This is a genomic window from Epilithonimonas sp., assembly GCF_032054305.1.
In the GTDB taxonomy this organism is placed as follows: Bacteria; Bacteroidota; Bacteroidia; order Flavobacteriales; family Weeksellaceae; genus Epilithonimonas.
On the sequence record NZ_DAMBSX010000009.1, the window covers coordinates 90,184 to 106,434 of the forward strand.

At 36.4% G+C, this 16,251-nt stretch carries 21 protein-coding genes and 2 tRNA genes (1 of these 23 only partly in view); 13 read left to right on the forward strand and 10 right to left on the reverse strand.

Annotation, left to right across the window (positions count from 1 at the left end; genetic code table 11):
* Positions 1–15 precede the first annotated feature (15 nt).
* From hflX to RTX21_RS17470, 3 genes are all read right to left on the reverse strand, one after another.
* A complete protein-coding gene (hflX, locus tag RTX21_RS17460; RefSeq protein ID WP_312769748.1) occupies positions 16–1,230 on the reverse strand; it encodes a GTPase HflX in 1,215 nt (404 codons plus the stop codon).
* 111 nt (positions 1,231–1,341) lie between these two features.
* Positions 1,342–1,752, reverse strand: coding sequence for an OsmC family protein (locus RTX21_RS17465; RefSeq protein ID WP_312769751.1), 411 nt, complete (start codon positions 1,750–1,752; stop codon positions 1,342–1,344).
* A 33-nt stretch (positions 1,753–1,785) separates the two neighbouring features.
* A complete protein-coding gene (locus tag RTX21_RS17470; protein ID WP_312769753.1) occupies positions 1,786–2,223 on the reverse strand; it encodes an META domain-containing protein in 438 nt (145 codons plus the stop codon).
* Between the two features lie 87 nt (positions 2,224–2,310).
* On the opposite strand from RTX21_RS17470, the gene RTX21_RS17475 reads away from it, so the two are divergent.
* The 5 genes from RTX21_RS17475 (at position 2,311) to RTX21_RS17495 (ending at position 7,268) form a co-directional block, all read left to right on the forward strand.
* Positions 2,311–4,446, forward strand: a complete 2,136-nt coding sequence (locus RTX21_RS17475; RefSeq protein WP_312769755.1) for a S46 family peptidase — start codon at positions 2,311–2,313, stop codon at positions 4,444–4,446.
* Between the two features lie 111 nt (positions 4,447–4,557).
* Complete coding sequence (locus RTX21_RS17480) at positions 4,558–5,628, forward strand: ionic transporter y4hA (protein ID WP_312769757.1); 1,071 nt, start codon at positions 4,558–4,560, stop codon at positions 5,626–5,628.
* Between the two features lie 18 nt (positions 5,629–5,646).
* Complete coding sequence (locus RTX21_RS17485; RefSeq protein WP_312769758.1) at positions 5,647–6,150, forward strand: GNAT family N-acetyltransferase; 504 nt, start codon at positions 5,647–5,649, stop codon at positions 6,148–6,150.
* A 135-nt stretch (positions 6,151–6,285) separates the two neighbouring features.
* The gene (locus RTX21_RS17490) at positions 6,286–6,801 is read left to right on the forward strand and encodes a GNAT family N-acetyltransferase (RefSeq protein WP_312769760.1); all 516 of its coding nucleotides are present in this window, start codon (positions 6,286–6,288) and stop codon (positions 6,799–6,801) included.
* A complete protein-coding gene (locus RTX21_RS17495) occupies positions 6,801–7,268 on the forward strand; it encodes an effector binding domain-containing protein (protein WP_312769761.1) in 468 nt (155 codons plus the stop codon). The genes RTX21_RS17490 and RTX21_RS17495 overlap by 1 nt, the downstream gene beginning before the upstream one ends.
* On the opposite strand, the gene RTX21_RS17500 is transcribed toward RTX21_RS17495, so the two are convergent.
* The 3 genes from RTX21_RS17500 to bcp are packed head-to-tail and all read right to left on the reverse strand — an operon-like array spanning position 7,269 to position 8,125.
* Complete coding sequence (locus RTX21_RS17500) at positions 7,269–7,541, reverse strand: VOC family protein (protein WP_409415001.1); 273 nt, start codon at positions 7,539–7,541, stop codon at positions 7,269–7,271.
* A complete protein-coding gene (locus RTX21_RS18045; protein ID WP_409415002.1) occupies positions 7,519–7,656 on the reverse strand; it encodes a hypothetical protein in 138 nt (45 codons plus the stop codon). Before RTX21_RS18045 ends, RTX21_RS17500 begins: the two co-directional genes overlap by 23 nt.
* 22 nt (positions 7,657–7,678) lie before the next feature.
* On the reverse strand, positions 7,679–8,125 hold the full coding sequence (bcp, locus tag RTX21_RS17505; protein ID WP_312769762.1) for a thioredoxin-dependent thiol peroxidase: 447 nt from the start codon (positions 8,123–8,125) through the stop codon (positions 7,679–7,681).
* A gap of 35 nt (positions 8,126–8,160) precedes the next feature.
* On the opposite strand from bcp, the gene nth reads away from it, so the two are divergent.
* Positions 8,161–8,781, forward strand: a complete 621-nt coding sequence (gene nth / locus RTX21_RS17510; protein WP_312769764.1) for an endonuclease III — start codon at positions 8,161–8,163, stop codon at positions 8,779–8,781.
* Position 8,782: 1 nt separating this feature from the next.
* Here nth and RTX21_RS17515 read toward each other — a convergent pair whose 3' ends face one another.
* From RTX21_RS17515 to RTX21_RS17525, 4 genes are read right to left on the reverse strand one after another with little or no spacing between them, the layout of a single operon-like run.
* The gene (locus RTX21_RS17515; RefSeq protein WP_312769765.1) at positions 8,783–9,226 is read right to left on the reverse strand and encodes a DinB family protein; all 444 of its coding nucleotides are present in this window, start codon (positions 9,224–9,226) and stop codon (positions 8,783–8,785) included.
* 3 nt (positions 9,227–9,229) lie between these two features.
* Positions 9,230–9,565 (reverse strand): HPP family protein, encoded by a 336-nt coding sequence (locus RTX21_RS18050; protein ID WP_409415003.1) that lies wholly within the window; start codon positions 9,563–9,565, stop codon positions 9,230–9,232.
* A 32-nt stretch (positions 9,566–9,597) separates the two neighbouring features.
* Positions 9,598–9,819 (reverse strand): HPP family protein, encoded by a 222-nt coding sequence (locus RTX21_RS18055; RefSeq protein ID WP_409415004.1) that lies wholly within the window; start codon positions 9,817–9,819, stop codon positions 9,598–9,600.
* Positions 9,820–9,824: 5 nt separating this feature from the next.
* Positions 9,825–11,627 (reverse strand): DUF885 domain-containing protein, encoded by a 1,803-nt coding sequence (locus RTX21_RS17525; RefSeq protein WP_312769766.1) that lies wholly within the window; start codon positions 11,625–11,627, stop codon positions 9,825–9,827.
* A 222-nt stretch (positions 11,628–11,849) separates the two neighbouring features.
* On the opposite strand from RTX21_RS17525, the gene RTX21_RS17530 reads away from it, so the two are divergent.
* The 7 genes from RTX21_RS17530 to RTX21_RS17560 form a co-directional block, all read left to right on the forward strand.
* Entirely contained in the window at positions 11,850–12,308 is a 459-nt protein-coding gene (locus RTX21_RS17530) for a hypothetical protein (RefSeq protein WP_312769767.1), read from the forward strand.
* Between the two features lie 74 nt (positions 12,309–12,382).
* The gene (locus RTX21_RS17535) at positions 12,383–13,312 is read left to right on the forward strand and encodes a ferric siderophore ABC transporter substrate-binding protein (RefSeq protein ID WP_312769768.1); all 930 of its coding nucleotides are present in this window, start codon (positions 12,383–12,385) and stop codon (positions 13,310–13,312) included.
* Between the two features lie 102 nt (positions 13,313–13,414).
* Positions 13,415–14,059, forward strand: a complete 645-nt coding sequence (locus RTX21_RS17540; RefSeq protein ID WP_312769770.1) for a MotA/TolQ/ExbB proton channel family protein — start codon at positions 13,415–13,417, stop codon at positions 14,057–14,059.
* A gap of 3 nt (positions 14,060–14,062) precedes the next feature.
* Positions 14,063–14,725, forward strand: coding sequence for a hypothetical protein (locus RTX21_RS17545; RefSeq protein WP_312769772.1), 663 nt, complete (start codon positions 14,063–14,065; stop codon positions 14,723–14,725).
* Positions 14,726–14,804: 79 nt separating this feature from the next.
* Positions 14,805–16,046 carry a folylpolyglutamate synthase/dihydrofolate synthase family protein gene (locus RTX21_RS17550; protein ID WP_312769774.1) on the forward strand — a complete coding sequence of 414 codons (1,242 nt, stop codon included), beginning with the start codon at positions 14,805–14,807 and terminating at the stop codon, positions 16,044–16,046.
* A gap of 41 nt (positions 16,047–16,087) precedes the next feature.
* Positions 16,088–16,162, forward strand: a tRNA-Val gene (locus RTX21_RS17555).
* Positions 16,163–16,196: 34 nt separating this feature from the next.
* Positions 16,197–16,251: transfer RNA gene (locus tag RTX21_RS17560), tRNA-Val, on the forward strand; it runs 120 nt beyond the window's last position.

The window sequence follows — 16,251 nt, forward strand, 5'->3', positions numbered from 1 at the left end:
ATTTATTTTATATTCTTAATTTTCTTCTTCGTCCTCAAAATATTCGAACAACAAATCATTGTACGGGAAACGTGAAATATGAATCCTGTGAACTTCATCATAAATCATTTTCTTCATCTCAGGGAAATTCTGTTTGTTAAGCGCAGAAATGAAAACCGTCGGGTATTTTGATTTTGCCATCCACGTTTTTTTCCATTCTTCCAGAGAAATATTCTTTTTAGATGAAGGCGTCAAATCATCTTCATCTTTCTTCTCATAACTGAAATCGTCAATCTTATTGAAAACCATAATCATCGGTTTCTGATGCGCATCAATCTCCTGAAGAATCTGATTAACAGAAGCAATATGGTCTTCGAAGCTGTCGTGAGAAATATCGACAACGTGAACCAACAAATCCGCCTCACGAACCTCATCCAAAGTGGATTTGAAAGATTCTACCAACTGAGTAGGCAATTTTCTGATGAATCCAACCGTGTCGGTTAAAAGGAATGGAAGATTTCCAATCACAACTTTACGAACTGTTGTGTCAAGCGTTGCAAACAATTTATTTTCTGCGAAAACATCGGATTTTGACAAAGCATTCATCAAGGTAGATTTTCCAACATTGGTGTAACCTACCAAAGAAACACGCACCATTTTACCTCGATTTTGTCTTTGAGTTCCCATTTGTTTGTCAATGACTTTCAATTTATCTTTCAGCAATGTGATTCGGTCCCGGATAATCCTTCTGTCGGTTTCAATTTCCGTTTCACCTGGACCACGCATCCCGATTCCCCCCTTTTGTCTCTCAAGGTGGGTCCACATTCTGGTTAATCGAGGAAGAAGATATTGATATTGAGCTAATTCAACTTGTGTTCTTGCGTAAGAAGTTTGAGCTCTTTGGGCAAAAATATCGAGGATAAGATTAGTTCTGTCTAAGATTTTGACTTCCATATCACGTTCCAGATTTTTTAACTGGGAAGGCGATAATTCGTCATCAAAAATCACAGTTCCAATTTGATGTTCTTTCACGTAATCACGAATCTCCTCCATTTTTCCTTTCCCCACAAAAGTTTTGGAATCTGGCTGAGACAATTTTTGAGTAAATCTTTTATCAACTGTAGCTCCGGCTGTAAAAGCCAAAAACTCCAATTCGTCCATATATTCTGTCAGTTTATCCTCATCCTGATTTTGGGTGATTACACCTACCAAAACCGCTCTTTCATACTGATGTTCTTTCTTTTCTAACATTTAAAATTTATAATTTTCTGATTCTCACAAGATACTATTTTTAGACAAAAAAACCAAAGAATATCTTTGGTTTCCTATAATTCGAGTTTAACTTAAAACTGAATTTTCAAATTAAACTAAAGTCGCAGTCAGCGATTTTTCAAAACTGAAAGCTTGACTTACAGGGCAATTTTCTTTGGCATCTTTTGCAATTTTCTGGAAATCATCCTCTGAGATTCCAGGAACTTTTGCGGTCAGTGTCAATTCTGACAATGTAATTTTTCCATCAACCAAAGAGATTTTACAATCTGTCTCCAAAGATTCTGGAATAAAACCTGCTTCCGACAACAAAGCTGAAGTTTTCATTGTAAAACATCCGGCGTGAGCGGCGGCCAATAATTCTTCCGGATTGGTTCCAACGCCGTCTTCAAATCTACTTTTGAAGGAATATTGTGTATCGTTAAGCGTTGTACTTTGCGTAGTTAAAACGCCACTTCCGTCTTTTACTGTTCCTTTCCAAAAAGCTTTTGCACTTCTTTTCATAATTTTTTTATTTTGGATTTATGATTTGTTTTTTTAGTCCCAATCTGCAGCAACAAACTTCATTGTTGATTTTCCGTCTGTTAAAGTTAAGAAATGTCCTTCGATTTTGTACTGATTCATATTGGGCAATTCTTTTCCAAACGATTCTTCCAATCTCATTCTGCCGTCACAATACATCATCGTAGAACCAACGCCAGAAAATTTAGCTTTCCCTTTATTGAATTCTGCCGTGAAAAACATCCCATTGCAACCCATTTTTGCAGTGTAACGGTTGGGCGCATCAGAATTGTTCGTCAAATCCATATTGGCTTCTAATTTTACAAGTTCATCTTTTGTGAAATCCTTGTATTCAACCAACATCCATTTTCTGTGAATATTTTCCATTGTTGTAGCGGATTGATTCGAAGTTTTACAAGAATACATTAAAAGCATTAACAATGATAAAACACCTATTGACTTTAGAAATTTCATCTTTTCAAATTTACTCAATCTCGTAGCCAAATTCATACCATTAGATTTAAAATAATCATTAAATTAGCCAGCAAAATAATATTCTCAATGAAAAAAATATTTTTAGCATTAACCCTGATTCTGGGCTATGCACAAATGAGAGCCGACGAAGGGATGTGGCTTCTGATGCTCGTTAAACGTCTGAACGGAGTTGATATGCAGAAAGAAGGTCTGCATCTGACGCCGGAAGAAATTTATTCTGTTAACAATTCCAGTCTGAAGGATGCTATTGTAAGTTTTGGTGGTTTCTGTACGGGTGAGATTGTTTCTAACCAAGGTTTGATTTTTACCAATCACCATTGTGGTTACGATGCTGTTGCGGCAGCTTCAACGCCTGAAAAAGATTATCTGAAGAACGGATTCTGGGCAATGAAACCGAATGAAGAATTCAATGCTAAGGGTTTGTATGTAAGATTTTTGGTGAGAATGGATGACGTTTCTGAGAGAATCAATTCCAAACTGAACAACAATATGTCTGCAGCTGACAGAAAAGCGGTTATTGATGCCGAATATAAAGCCATCCAGACAGAAAATTCTGAAAACGGAAAATATACGGTTGTAGTAAGAGATTTCTTCAACGGTAATGAGTTCTATTATTTTGTATATCAAGACTATAAAGACATCAGATTGGTTGGTGCGCCACCTTCATCCTTAGGAAAATTCGGTGGTGATACAGACAACTGGGAATGGCCAAGACACACAGCAGACTTTACTGTTTTCCGTGTTTATGCCGATGCTAACGGAAATCCGGCGGAATATTCTGAAGCCAACACGCCTTTGAAACCAAAACATTTCTTACCGGTTTCGTTGAAAGGTTATAAACCTGGTGATTTCACAATGATCTTGGGTTACCCTGGAAGAACCAACCGTTATCTGACGTCTTATGGCATCGAGCAAATGGTGGATAAAGATTATCCGGCTTGGGTAGAAGCTTCTAAAGTCGCAATGGATGTGATGAAGAAGTATATGGACAAAGACAAAGCAACTCAGTTAGATTATGCTTCTCAGTACGCAAGTGTTGCCAATTACTGGAAAAACAGACAGGGAACGATTGATGCGGTGAAGAAAAACGGAACAGTTGCTGAGAAACAAAAACTGGAGCAGACTTACAATCAGTGGGCAGCTCAGTCTCCAAATGAGCAGACTTATTATGGTGTTTTACCTGAAATTAAAGTGTATTACAACCAAGTTTCCGGAAGAAATGTAGAGAGAAATTATGCCGGGATTTTACAAAGAAATGCACATTACATTGCTACTGCTTACCAATTGGGAAGTCTTTTCAAAACGTATGCTGACCAGGATGATGCCGGAAAAGCAGCAATGAAAACTAAAGTTCTTGACGCTGTTGAAAAAGCTTACGACGGTTTTCACGACAATGTGGAAGGCGAAATGTTGAATTCTTTGGCATCACTTTATAAGGCAAGAGTAGCTAAGGAATTTGCTTCTCCAACTATTCTTGCTGCTGATGTGAACAATCTTTCTACAATGGCTTATGAATCTGTTTTCGCTAATAAAAAATCTGCTTTGGCTTTCATTGAAAATCCTGACCGATTGAAAATCGACGCTGATAAATTGAGACAATTTGCCAACGGCATTGTTGAAGACCAAAAATTAGGATTGGAAAAATATTCTAAAGTGGATGAGAATTTTGCTAAAAACAGCAGACTTTTCTTAGACGGACTTAGAAAAGCGCAGCCTGAGAAAAAATTCTATCCGGACGCTAACTCTACAATGAGATTAACTTACGGAACAATTGAAACATTGCCCGAAAGAGTGGACAGAAACTACAAAGGCATCAAGGAAAACTATTATACCGACATCAACGGTATGGTTGCCAAATACAAAAAAGGTGACGAAGAATTTGACCTTCCTCAAAAAGTTCTTGACCTTGCCAAGAAAAAAGACTATGGTCAATATGCGGATAAGAAAGGTGGATTTATGCCAATCAACTTCCTATCAAACAATGACATCACAGGCGGAAACTCCGGTTCGCCAATCATCGATGGAAACGGTCATTTGATTGGTCTTGCGTTCGATGGAAATAGCGAAGCTTTGAGTGGCGATATCGTTTTCGAACCAAAATTGCAGAGAACCATCAACGTTGACGTCCGTTACGTTCTTTGGATTATCGACAAATATGCTGGCGCAACAAGACTCATCAGCGAGCTGACTTTGGTTAAATAACATTAATTCTCTAAAATATTTAAGCCACCAGGATTTTGGTGGCTTTTTTGTTGCAACATTCACTCAAAACCATTTTCAGTAATTTTTTGTAAATTAGAGAAATCATTTTCTATGAGTATAAAAACTTTATTTCACTGGTCTTATATTTTTCCGATTTTAGCATTAACTTATTATCTGTTAGGCGTCACAGATGACAGTCCTTTACTCGCTGCTTTGGGAGGCGTTTTATTAATTTCTTCCGTTTTAGGCGCTGTACATCACGCCGAAGTTGTGGCACATAAAGTGGGCGAACCATTTGGAACCATTATTTTAGCAATCGCCATTACCGTTTTAGAAGTAGGATTAATTGTTTCATTAATGGTTGCTGGTGGAAAAGAAACCGACAAACTAGCAAGAGACACAGTTTTTGCAGCAGTAATGTTAATTTTGAACGGAATTCTCGGCGCGTGTCTTCTTCTTGGTGGTATCAAATTCAAAGAACAATTCTTCGCCAGAACTTCTGGAAATATGGCTTTAATAAGTCTTGTTGCGATTGTCGTAATGACTTTGATTTTACCTAATTATACAACCAGCGAATTGTCTGCCTCATTCAGCAAAGCACAATTAATATTCTTCTCAATTGCTTCACTTGTTATTTACAGTACATTTTTGATGGTTCAAACCGTGAGACACAGAAATTATTTCCTTCCTGAAAACGATGATGAGCCACACGCAGAACCACCAACCAACTTCGAAAGTACAATGAGTTTGATTTTTCTGATTATCTGTTTAGGTGTTGTGGTCTTTTTAGCAAAAGCATTATCGCCAAAGATAGAAGAAGTTGTTCATAATTTCGGTGCACCACAAGCATTAGTCGGAGTAATCATTGCAGCTGTAGTCCTTTTACCAGAAGGAATGGCAGCGATAAAAGCGGCACGACGTAATCAATTTCAAACGAGTTTAAATCTGGCATTAGGTTCTGCCATCGCAAGTATTGGATTGACGATTCCATGTGTTGCGGTAGTTTCTATTATTTACGAAATGCCACTATTACTCGGACTAGACATCAAATCAATGGTTTTACTGGCATTGTCTCTTTATACTGTTATGTTATCCTTAAACCGAGGAAAAACGAACATTCTTTACGGCGTTGTACTTTTGGTCAACCTTTTTGCTTATATTTTTACCGTTATCGTTCCTTAAATTTTATATTTTTGGTAAATGAAAACCTTCGAAACCGAACGATTAAGAATGAAACTCGCCGACCTGGACGATGCGGATTTCTTTTTGGAATTGTATAATTTGCCATCATTCATCAAGCATATTGGCGATCGAAATCTCCGTACCAAACAAGATGCTGAACATTATATTAAGGAAAGATTCTTACCTCATATTGAAAAATTAGGTTACGGGAATTATGTTGTGATTCATAAGGAGCTCAACAAAAAAATCGGTGCGGTTGGCGTATTTGTTCGAGACGGAATAGAAGTTCCTGATATTGGTTTTTCTTTCTTTCCTGATTTTGAAGGAAAAGGATTTGCTTATGAATCAGCTTCGAAACTAAAAGAATTAGTAGCTACAAATTTCGGTTTGACAAAAATCTCAGCAATGACTTCTGACGAAAATATTGCTTCTCAAAAATTGATTGAGAGATTGGGATTGAAATTCCAAAAATATGTCATTTTTTCTGATGACAATGAGGAATTGAGATATTATGAAAATTAATATTACCACATAGACACATAGTTTTCTATTATGGTTTAAGATTAAATAGTTAATCTCATAAGTCTATTTAATCTTTTTATTAATTTTAATATTTCATTTTCTATGTGCCTATGTTGTCCAAATACTCTAATAATTATGTCAAAAACTTACGAAACAGAACGCCTTATCATAAAGCTTGTCGATATTGATGATGCTGAATTTCTGATGCAATTGGTCAACACAGAAAAATGGCTGAAAAATATTGGCGACAGAAATATTCATACTATCGAAGATGCACAAAAATATGTGCGAGAAAAGAATCTTCCCCAGATTGAGAGACTTGGTTTTGGGAATTGTATTGTGATTCTGAAATCGGACAATACAAAAATCGGAACCGTGGGTTTGTATGACAGAGAAGGGATTGATGGCGTTGACATTGGCTTTGCCTTTCTGGAAGAATATGAAGGAAAAGGTTACGCTTACGAATCTGCCAAGAAAGTGATGGATATCGGAATCAATGATTTTGGAATTAAAAAAGTGAGTGCGATTACTTTACCAGAGAATTTTTCCTCAATTAAATTGATAGAAAAACTTGGATTGAGTTTCAAAGAAGTTGTCAGAATCCCGAATGACGATGCAGATTTGAATCTTTATGAATGGAATTTACAATAATGAATTTATCTCATAGAATAGAAATTATTGATTCCAAAAAATTGATTGGATTCAGCATCGCAACTTCTTATCAAAATGATCAAACACCAATTGTCTGGAGAAAATTGATGATAAGAAGAAATGAAATCGCCAATCGAATTTCGAATCGATTATTCTCGCTTCAAATCTATCCTGAGAATTTTACTCCGAATCAAACTTTCACCAAATATGCTTTGGCAGAAGTTTCTAATTTTCAAAATATTCCTGAAGAATTTGAAACTTTCGAATTAGAACGTGGAAAATACTTGGTTTTCAGTTATAAGGGCAAAGCGGAAAATGGGCCGGAAATTTTCAGATATCTATTTCAAACTTTCATTCCGGAAAATCAATTTGAGATCGACAACAGACCTCATTTTGAAATTTTCGGCGACGATTACAATCCTAATGATGATTCTGCCGAGGAAGAGATTTGGATTCCGATAAAATAGTTATTCCGTAATCTCTATGATATTATTTTCCGGATCTAGAATTACGCTTTCGTAATAACCGTCGCCAGTCGTCCTCGGTTCGCCAATGATTTCTAAGCCTTCGTTTCTAAGCCTTTCGGTCAAAGTATCAACCTTCTCTTTGCTTCCTGTTGAAAAAGCCAGATGAATCAATCCTAATTTCTGGACTTCATTGTGATTATTAGCTTCTGTTATGTCCGGACGAAACATTATTTCCAAACGAGACCCATTTTCAAAACTTGAAATAAGATTCAAATTTTTTAATCGGATTGATGTATTTCTCATTGGAAACCGCATCAAAATAAGTTTCGTAAAAAGACCTCATCTTTTCCAAATCCTTTACCCAAAAGGCAATATGTTCTATTTTCATTTTTTATATTATTGAAAATTAATTATTCTAAAATCTGAGCCGCATGGTCTTTGGTTTTGACTTTATCAATAACCTGAGTACAAATTCCGTTTTCATCAAAAACAAAAGTCGTTCTCACAATTCCCATAAACTCTCTCCCCATAAATTTCTTCAACTGCCAAACTCCAAATTTATCAATGATATCATGACTCTCATCGGCTATGATATCAAATGGCAACTCATTTTTATCACTGAAATTTTTTTGACGCTTCACAGAATCTGCACTAACACCCAATAACTGATAACCTTTCTTCTTCAAAACTGAATAATTATCTCTCAAATTACAAGCCTCGGCGGTACAACCCGGCGTGCTTGCTTTTGGATAAAAGAAAACAACGAGTTTTTTGCCTATCAGTTTTTGAGAATCGATTTGTTCTCCGTTTTGATTTGTTCCGATAAATTCTGGTAAAGAATCGCCAAGCTTCAACATAATTTCTATTTTTGTGTTACAAATTTACCATCAAAATGACGAAAAAGCAAAGAGCAAAAATAGTTCAACAAGAATTAGAAAAAATATATCCCGAAGTTCCGATTCCGCTGGAGCACAAAGATGCTTATACTCTGATGGTTGCAGTTGCCCTTTCTGCACAGACGACGGACAAAAAAGTGAATCAAATCACACCAAAACTTTTTACAGTTGCTGACACGCCTGAGAAAATGGCTAAGTTGAGCGTAGAAGAAATCAAGGAACTAATCAAAGAGATTGGGCTTTCAAATTCCAAAGCCAAAAATCTAAAAAAAATGGCTGAAGTTCTGGTCGAAAAGTACAATTCCGTTGTTCCTCAGACTTATGAAGAATTGGAAGGTTTGGCCGGAGTTGGTCACAAAACAGCTTCTGTCGTGATGAGTCAGGGATTTGGTTTTCCTGCGTTTCCTGTTGACACACACATTCACAGATTGATGACGCAATGGAAATTAACTTCTGGAAAAAATGTTGTCGAAACCGAACGTGATGCAAAAAATCTTTGGGATGAAAGTGTCTGGAACAAACTGCATCTCCAGATCATCTTCTACGGACGGGAATATTCGCCGGCGAGAGGAAATAAAGAGAAAGACCATATTACGAAAATGTTGTTTGAAAAGTAATTTAATCCAATAATCTTCTGTGATAATTGATTTGTCCAAGATGATAATCCAAATGAGAAAGCAAATGGATTAGGAAGTATCCTGTTGTCATTTTATAGCCTAAAGCTTCTGTAGGATAATCTTTTTCCAGATCTTCCTGAGATAATTTATCCAAAGTAGAATCAATCATTTTTATTGTAGCTTCTACTTTTTCAATAAGTTCGGTTTTAGGAATATTTTTTAGAGAAAATTCGAGTTCACGATTTCTGACATATCCAGTTTTTCCCAATTCTGCGCCAATATAAGTATTGAGATTTCCTACTAAATGAAGACAAAGATTGCCCGCAGAATTTGAAATGTTTTTATCAATTTTCCATATTGAATCTTCACTTTGATAAGATCCAATTTCAAATTTTAATTTGTTCAAATCTCTATTGTAAAGAGATTTCAGACTTTCTATTATCATAATTTAATCTTTATTCTTCATCATTCTCCTCATATGAACATATTTGGATTGACGAATTCTGTGTGGATATTTCCTTCCTTTCGGAATATTATTGAAAATCAGGGCAACAATTAATAAAATCAATGCACCACTCAAAACCGGAGACAAAGCATACCAATATCCCAATTCCTGAATCTTATCTGACGGAAGAACTGCGATCAAAGCTGTGGCCCCACCTGGCGGATGCATTGTTTTTGTGACCTGCATCACAACAATCGAAGAAGCAACTGCAACAGAAGCATTCAGCCAAAGAATTTCCGGTAAAAATTTAAAGACCGTAACACCTACCAAAGCTGACAAAACGTGTCCGCCAATCAGATTTCTTGGCTGAGCTAAGGACTATTAACAGCGCCATAAATCAAAACGCTTGACGCGCCGAAAGAACCAATTAGAAAAACATTTTCAATCTCGGAGAAATCTTGAGATTGAAGAAAAGCAATCAATCCAATTCCGAAAAAAGCACCAAGAAATGACCAAAAATGATCTTTGAAATCAACAAGTGTTTCCTGATAAAAGATATATTTGGTGTATCTTAGTCTTCTTTTGATATGCATTCTCATTATTTCACACCTTTCGCCCAAAGATTCATTTTTCTTTCCAAAACTTCCAAAGGAAGACAGCCTTGGCTTAAAACCTCATCGTGGAAAGAAGCCAAATTAAATTTCTTGCCCTGCTCTTTTTGATATTTATTTCTTAATTCTCTTATTTTCATCGCTCCGGTTTTGTAACTCAAAGCTTGTCCAGGCAAAGCCATATATCGCTCCACTTCAGCCGTTGCTCCGGCTTCGTCATAAGCAACATTGCTCAAGAAATATTTAATTGCTTCTTCGCGAGACATTTGTCCTGTGTGGATTCCTGTATCAATAACCAAGCGAACAGCGCGCAACATCTCATCACTCAAAGAACCCATTTTCTGATACGGGTCTGTATAAAGTCCAAACTCTGGCCCGAGCGATTCACAATATAAAGCCCAACCTTCACCATAAGCACCAATCCAGCCGAATCTCATAAACTTTGGCAACTTCAAGTTTTCCTGCTGAAGAGAAATCTGATAATGATGACCCGGAATAGCTTCGTGAAGGAATAGAGATTCCATTCCAGAAGTTACATTGAATTTTTTTGGGTCGGGAATTGGTGTGTAAAAGATTCCAGGGCGTTTTCCATCGGGACTTCCTTGGATGTATTCTGCACTTGCGCTGGCTTCCCTATATTTTTCCGTTTGACGGATTTCGAAAGGTGTTTTCGGGGTTACATTAAACATTGTTTTCAGCTTCGGAGTGATTTTATCCAGAATCGATTGAAAACCTGCCAATACTTCAGCCGAAGTTTTAAAAGGCATTGCTTTTGGGTCGGTTTTCACAAAATTTAGGAATTCTTCCAAAGAACCTTTGAAACCAACTTGAGCCTTCACTTTCTCCATTTCTGAACGGATTCTCTCAACTTCAGAAAGTCCTGTTTTATGGACTTCTTCCGGCGTTTTATCTGTTGTCGTCCAGCTTTTCACATAATAAGAATAGATATTATTCCCGTTTGGCAAAGCGTTATAACCATCAGTTGTTCTGGATTTTGGAAGATATTCTTTCTCAAGAAAATCAGCCATTTTAAGATAAGTCGGAATCAATTTATTTTTGATAGCGTCCTGATAAAGCTTCGCATATTTGTTCGCAATTACGGGTTTGAAATCTTTTGGAATATTCTTTATTGGACCATAAAAAATATTTTTTTCTATTTCAAATGTTGTAATCTCTTCTGCTTTCATTTGAGGAATCATTTTTATGACTAATGACTTTGGAAGAACCACATTATTTTTGATTCCTGCTCTGAAGTTTTCAATTGCGGAATCCATCCAGATTGGAAATTCATCAATTCTTTTCAACCAGTTATCATAATCTTTTTCGGTTTTAAAAGGCTGAATTCCACTTCCACTTCCCAACATAGGAAAAGTCAATGGCAAACCATCAAACTGTGTAAAAGGAATGTATTCCGGATGATAAGCGTAACGCTCCTGTTTGTCAATCAGTGTATATTCTAGAACATCGAAAACCACTTTCTGATCATTGTCTAAAGAATTGTAGTCCACAGATCTCAACTGATTCTGAACCGAGTTATAGAATGCAATTTCTTTTTTGATAAAATCCTGACTTAGGTTATTCGGTAAAAGGTCGTTGTATCTTTCGTCGCCTTGCGAGGTTGCTTCTAGAGGATAAAACTTAAGATATTCTTCGTAATAATTTGATGCAATAGAATCCAGGTCCGAAGATGCAGAACCTACCGAAGTCTTCATCATAGGAGAATCTCCTTTTTTACAGGAAAAGATGAAAAGGAGAGCTGTAAAAAATAATATTTTGTAAAAAGATTTCATTCTTAATTTTTTAGGCAGTGTAAAGATAATATTTTAAGATTATAAAAACTGACCTCAATTTTTTAAGGGGATCACGGTCTAAGATTAACACAATATCAAGAATTACATCAATCATTATGATTATTATCAAAAATAATCGTTAAAAATTTTTCACTTTCATCCAATTTTTTATCTTTGTTAGACACAATTAAAAAATTTTATTTCTAATTTACGATCCTTACAATGAAAGGAATATTGAAGATATACCATCCAGAGGAAACTCTGAAGTATTTTATTGACAGTACTTATTGCAAATCTGTCTATAGCAACAAGCAGAATTTTTTGGAAGTTGAGGTTATAACGAACGATTCTTTGGACCATGTTGAGGACGACTCGCTGCAATACAATTTTCCTCAGATCGCCCTTAATATTTTTGATTTTCCAATTACAACATCGGAATTGGAAGGACAGACTTTCTCTGTGGAAGATACGGATGATGATTCCTACACAGAAGTTGATCTTTTTGATGATGAGGAAGCGTTCTTGTTTGACAATAATTTGAAATTTGATAAAAACGACAATGATGACCTTCAGGTTTGTTGGACAGGAAAAATAACAGATTTCTACACCGGTTCCGAAAATCCTATCGAATTCAAGCTAAAATGCAACTTCCGTCCGGATGAGATAGAAGTTGACGATTGATCTTTTCAAAAAATAATATTTATATTTACGATTCGTTATAGATAATAAGTTATAACGCAAACAAGTTATTCCCTATGTATCAGGATTTAGATGATATTATTTTCGAAGACCGACATAAAGCTTACGGCGCCTACGAGTACCGAAAACATTATGATTTTACATTGACCAAGGCTTTGGTGGTTGGGATTTTTATTTTTTCCATCTTATTTTGCATCCCTGCTTCTTTTATCAAATCAAAAAAAATAACGGCTGTTAATAGCGAAAATATCATTCCTGTTGAATTGACAGAAATGCGTATCAATTATGGCGATAACAGAAACGGAAAAGACATAGAAGAACCGAAGGAGGAAGAAGGAAGCCCTGCTCCAATAGTTGAGAAAAAAGAGGAAAAAGAAATCGTAACCGAAGTTGAAAAAACCTCCAAAGAAAAAGCTGAAAAAGACATCCCGGAAAATGTAGTACCAACACCTACGAGAACAAAAAACCCACCTGTTACAAGCAAAAAATCGAATGAAAAATCTAATTCTCCAGTCATTGCCAATTCTACAAAAAATACAGCTGGAAAAAGTAACGCAAAAGGTGACATCAAAAAAGAAAATGCAACTGGAGACGGAAAAGGAAATGCCGCAATTGGAAATCTACTGAAAGGGAGAGGAACCAAATCCGGCTCTCAGGGAAATGGAACAGGACCCGGAAATTATGGAGACCCTCTTGGCGGCGATGGTGATGGAACAAGTTTAATTGGTGTTGACAGGAAGCTGATCGGGTTTATCCCCGGGACAATGGGAAGAGGCGGTGCGCAGCCCAACCACGAGTGTTCAGCAAGCGGAAGCATTACTATTTCTTACACAGTTGACAAATCAGGAAAGGTAACTTCCGCAAGAAGATTAAGTGGTGTTTCTGACCCTTGTGTTTCAAGTACAGCCACCAATTGGGTGAAGCAATATGTGAAAGCGGAATCCTCCAACACCACATCTAAAGGAACCTATAAAATTGTTTTTTAGCATTCCTATTAATAATCATATTTCGTAAAGTTTTCTTTAATCCACTTCGATTAATTCTCTGGTAATTCATAAATTTGAAACTGTAATAACAATCAATAAACTATGGCAAAACAATCGTCAATATCAATTTGGGAATTTCTTTTTGGAGGAGGTTTACTTAGTGTTTCCCTTATCATTATCCTCATATTTTTAGGAATTGCAGCCCTAGTTTTTTTTGGACAGAAATTATATGCCCTTAATAAAGAAAATCAGGTTGACCCTTACCTTTTGAAAAACGTGAATGACCTTCTGAACGACGGAAGAATCCAATCTGCTGTTGATTTTTGCAGAAGAGACAATTCTCCGGAATCCCGAAGTGTAGAAAAAGGACTTAACAGACTAGGTCGCCCGATAGGCGAAATTGCCAACGCAATGGAAACTCATGCTCAGATAGAGCTTAATAAAGCAGAAAAAAACATCAATTTTCTGGCAACACTTTCCGGTGCGGCTCCTATGTTGGGACTTCTTGGCGGTGTTCTTATTTTAGCTTCCACATTTGGAACAATTTCCAAATCCGAAACAGTTGTTGCCCAAAATCTTTTGGCCGCTGATTTTTACAAAGCACTTGCACCTTCTGCAATCGGGCTTTTGGTAGGATTTTTATCTTATGTTTTTCATAATATATTAGTTTCAAAAGTTGATTATCTCTTGATGAAGATCCAATATCACACCAACGAATTTTTGGATATCATCAACAAACCTTCTTAAGGAATGGAATTCAGCAGAAAAACAAAAAAATTATCTGGACTTCCGATTGCATTTTATGTAGTTGCGTTGTTATTTTTTGTGCTTTTATTTTCCTTTAATTCTCTTTACTACAAAGCTTCTGAACAACCAAAACCAATCATTGCAAAAGTTGAAAGACCCATTATCGAAGAACCCAAACAAGATTCTGCCGTAAAACCAGAAATCTATGTTCCGGATATCGAAGTCCTGCCTCCTGACACCGTTTCTATTACTAAAGCTTCTCCAAAAGAGGAAAAGAAAGAACAAACTAAAGAAGAGAAAAAGCCAACAGAAAAACTTGTAAAAGACGATAAAAAACTCACTAACAAAGAAGAAACAAAGGATTCTAAAAACATAGATTCCAAGGATGACAAAATCACCAAAATAGGGAAAGACAGAATTCTTACAGCTTTCATCCCTGGAACAATGGGAAAATCCGGAAAATTACCCCCTCACAATTGCCAAACCAAAGGTCAGCTCGTGATGTTTATTACCATTGATAAAGCCGGAAATGTAACCAACGCCGGACGAAGCAGCGGAATCAAAGACCCTTGCAACATTACTGCAGCGGTAATTTGGACAAAGCAATATGTGAAAGCTAAAAAATCTCAGAATATTTCGCAGGGAACTTATACGATTAATTTTTAACATCTTTCGGGTAATAGTTTATCAATCCAATTTCCACAATCAATTTTGGTTGATTGCTCCTCATTCATAAATTACAAATATGACCTCACTAGAATACCAGAAAGCTGTTGACTGGCTTTTTGTCCAAATTCCAAATTATCAAAGAGATGGTTCTTCGGCATATAAACCCGGACTTGATAATATCAAAAAGTTATGTACTTTCTTTGGAAATCCACAAGATAAGATCAGGACCATCCATATTGGCGGGACGAATGGAAAAGGTTCTACAAGCAATATGCTGGCGTCAGTTCTCCAGGAATCCGGTTATAAAATCGGGCTTTATAATTCTCCACATTTAATTGATTTTACCGAACGAATCAAAATTGACGGCCAAAATTGTAACAAGGAATTCGTTTACAATTTCATTCAGAAACTTAAACAATTACCAGAAGATATTCTTCCTTCTTTTTTTGAATTCACAACTATAATGGCTTTCGAATATTTTTATCAGCAAAAAGTTGATCTTGCTATTATTGAAGTTGGTTTGGGTGGACGATTGGATTCGACCAATATCATCAAACCTTTGATCTCTGCAATCACGAACGTTCAGCTTGACCATCAGAATATCCTTGGCGATACAATCGAAAGAATTGCCAGAGAAAAAGCCGGAATCATTAAAGAAAATACGACAATTATTTCCGGGGACGAAAATCCCTCGGTAAAAGAAATCATTATCAATAAAGCCAAAGAAACCCATTCTCCTTTTATTGATGCAACAAAAATCGAAACGATTCTAGAATCCGATTTAAAAGGTAATTATCAAAAGAAGAATATAAGAGTGGTTTTAGCGCTGGTGGATGAACTGAGAGAACAAGGAATCAATATTTCGGATGAGAATGTAAAATCCGGACTTCTGAATGTTCATCACAATACAAACTTTATCGGCCGTTGGTTTGAGTTTTCCAAAGAACCATTAACGATTTGTGATACTGGTCATAATCAAGCCGGGTTGGAAGAAGTTTTCAATCAATTGAATACTTACTTACAGCAAAAACATATTGTTCTCGGTTTCGTCAATGATAAAAAAATTGATGAAGTTATTCCAATGCTACCTTCAGAAGCAGAATTTTATTTTGTAAAACCAAGCATCAACAGAGGAAGACACCCCGATGATTATGAATATCTGCTGAAAAAATCAGAATTAAATTACAAGATCTTCGACAGCGTCCAAAAAGGCTATCTCTCTGCAAAACAGAACTGTAAAAAAGGTGAGATGATTTTCATCGGTGGAAGCAACTTTGTGGTTGGAGATTTTTTAGAAAAAAATTTGCTGATGACGTAATAAGTTGTATATTTGCACCACTCAAAACGGAAATCCGTTGCGGGCTCTTAGCTCAGTTGGTTCAGAGCATCTGGTTTACACCCAGAGGGTCGGGGGTTCGAATCCCTCAGGGCCCACAAAAAGGATACTGAAACCTTTTAAAAAATTTCAGGGCTCTTAGCTCAGTTGGTTCAGAGCATCTGGTTTACACCCAGAGGGTCGGGGG

Bases quoted from the DNA above. Each gene is read 5' to 3' on its own strand.
- RTX21_RS17535 (WP_312769768.1), top strand. From the start codon at position 12,383: ATGTATCAGGATTTAGATGATATTATTTTCGAAGACCGACATAAAGCT.
- RTX21_RS17495 (WP_312769761.1), top strand. From the start codon at position 6,801: ATGAATTTATCTCATAGAATAGAAATTATTGATTCCAAAAAATTGATT.
- RTX21_RS18045 (WP_409415002.1), bottom strand. From the start codon at position 7,656: ATGAAAATAGAACATATTGCCTTTTGGGTAAAGGATTTGGAAAAGATG.
- hflX (WP_312769748.1), bottom strand. From the start codon at position 1,230: ATGTTAGAAAAGAAAGAACATCAGTATGAAAGAGCGGTTTTGGTAGGT.
- RTX21_RS17530 (WP_312769767.1), top strand. From the start codon at position 11,850: ATGAAAGGAATATTGAAGATATACCATCCAGAGGAAACTCTGAAGTAT.
- RTX21_RS17480 (WP_312769757.1), top strand. From the start codon at position 4,558: ATGAGTATAAAAACTTTATTTCACTGGTCTTATATTTTTCCGATTTTA.
- bcp (WP_312769762.1), bottom strand. From the start codon at position 8,125: ATGTTGAAGCTTGGCGATTCTTTACCAGAATTTATCGGAACAAATCAA.
- RTX21_RS17515 (WP_312769765.1), bottom strand. From the start codon at position 9,226: ATGATAATAGAAAGTCTGAAATCTCTTTACAATAGAGATTTGAACAAA.
- RTX21_RS17550 (WP_312769774.1), top strand. From the start codon at position 14,805: ATGACCTCACTAGAATACCAGAAAGCTGTTGACTGGCTTTTTGTCCAA.
- RTX21_RS17470 (WP_312769753.1), bottom strand. From the start codon at position 2,223: ATGAAATTTCTAAAGTCAATAGGTGTTTTATCATTGTTAATGCTTTTA.
- RTX21_RS17475 (WP_312769755.1), top strand. From the start codon at position 2,311: ATGAAAAAAATATTTTTAGCATTAACCCTGATTCTGGGCTATGCACAA.
- RTX21_RS17525 (WP_312769766.1), bottom strand. From the start codon at position 11,627: ATGAAATCTTTTTACAAAATATTATTTTTTACAGCTCTCCTTTTCATC.
- RTX21_RS18055 (WP_409415004.1), bottom strand. From the start codon at position 9,819: ATGCATATCAAAAGAAGACTAAGATACACCAAATATATCTTTTATCAG.
- RTX21_RS17545 (WP_312769772.1), top strand. From the start codon at position 14,063: ATGGAATTCAGCAGAAAAACAAAAAAATTATCTGGACTTCCGATTGCA.
- RTX21_RS17490 (WP_312769760.1), top strand. From the start codon at position 6,286: ATGTCAAAAACTTACGAAACAGAACGCCTTATCATAAAGCTTGTCGAT.
- RTX21_RS17465 (WP_312769751.1), bottom strand. From the start codon at position 1,752: ATGAAAAGAAGTGCAAAAGCTTTTTGGAAAGGAACAGTAAAAGACGGA.
- RTX21_RS17485 (WP_312769758.1), top strand. From the start codon at position 5,647: ATGAAAACCTTCGAAACCGAACGATTAAGAATGAAACTCGCCGACCTG.
- nth (WP_312769764.1), top strand. From the start codon at position 8,161: ATGACGAAAAAGCAAAGAGCAAAAATAGTTCAACAAGAATTAGAAAAA.
- RTX21_RS17540 (WP_312769770.1), top strand. From the start codon at position 13,415: ATGGCAAAACAATCGTCAATATCAATTTGGGAATTTCTTTTTGGAGGA.